General features: G+C 70.9%; 2 protein-coding genes. Both read right to left on the bottom strand.

Annotation, left to right across the window (positions count from 1 at the left end; translation table 11 throughout):
- Nucleotides 1-367: extracellular solute-binding protein (locus NQ160_RS23780; RefSeq protein ID WP_257517451.1), on the bottom strand; the 367-nt coding region annotated here is incomplete at its 3' end.
- Between the two features lie 102 nt (nucleotides 368-469).
- Nucleotides 470-1383, bottom strand: a 914-nt coding sequence (locus NQ160_RS23775; protein WP_257517450.1) for an ROK family protein, incomplete at its 5' end; no start/stop codon positions are given.

Raw genomic sequence — 1383 nt, 5'->3', positions numbered from 1 at the left:
CGAGGTACTCGTCGAGGTTGAGCAGATAGCCCGCTTCGACGTCGCTGCGCACGTTGAAGGTGTCCTCGTAGAACACGTCGGGGGCGGTGTCGGGGGAGCCGAGCGACAGCTGCAGGCGGGTCTTGTACTCGTCGTCGGTCGCGGTGATGGGCTGCAGCTCGACGGTGACCCCTTCGTTCTCGGCTTCGAACTGCTCCTTCGCCTGGGCGAGGAGGGTGTCCAGCGCCGTGAACGAATCGGTCTTCGAGTAGACGACGGTGACGGTGTCGCCGTCGGTGGAATCCCCGCCGTCGGCGGAGCACCCGCCGAGCACGAGGGCGAGTGCGACGCAGGCGGTGGCGGCGGTGACGGTCGGCAATGCCCTCATGGTGCTGCTCCTTTGCTGGGCCCCGGGGTAGGCAGAGGCGGCTGGCGCCTCGCGGCATTAAGTCAATCGAATGGACTTAAAGGATGTCAAGCGGGGAAGGTGTCAATTGCGCAACAGTGAGGTCGGCCGCGGCGTCAGCACCTCATCGAGGATGAGGCATGCCGCTCCGATCGCGCCCACGTCGTCGCCCAGCGCCGTCCCGACCACCGTGACGTCGTGAAGGCCCCGGGCGACCCGCAGGCCTTCCAGCGCCTCCGCCACCTGGGGATCGAACCAGGGGGCCAGCCGCGACCACAGCGGACCGCCGAGCACGACGCGGTCGACATCCAGCAGGTTACAGACCACCGACAGTGCGCGGGCGACCCGGTGCGCGGCGCGGTCGAGCAGCAGACCGGCGAGGGGATCGCCGGCGCCTGCGCGGCCGACGAGCGCCGAGAAGGCGTGGTCGATGGTGACCGGGTCATCCGACGTGCGGCCGGAGGGGAGGATGCCGAGCTCCTCGGCCTCGGCCACGAGGGCCGCCGGCGTGCAACTCACGGCCACGCAGCCGCGCAGGCCGCACGCGCAGGGTGCACCGGTCGGGTCGGTGACGATGTGGCCGATCTCGCCGGCGTTGCCCGAGCCGCCGCGCACCACGTCATCGGGGAGCATCAACCCCACGCCGAGGCCCGTGCCGAGGTAGAGGAACGCGAAGCTGCCGGTGGTGTCGGTCGAGACCCAGCGCTCGGCGACGGCCGCGGCGGTGACATCCTTGTCGAGCACGACCGCAAAGCCGGTCGCCCGCGCGATCGCGTCACGCAGCGTCACCCGGTGCCAGCCGCCGAGGTTCGGCGGGTCGACCACGACTCCCCGCCCGGCGTCGATGGGTCCGGGGGCGGCGATCCCGACCCCCACGATGCGGGTGCGGTCCACGCCGGTGGCATCCACCAGTCGCTCGAGCTCCCTGGTGATCAGCCGCACGGTGTGCTCGGGGTCGTTGGCGTCGGGGGTGGGGTGATGGTGACGGGCGACGACTT

This window comes from Microbacterium sp. zg.Y909 (assembly GCF_024626565.1).
The sequence above is the reverse complement of the archived record's forward strand: the minus strand, read 5'-3'. Positions and strand labels throughout refer to the sequence as shown.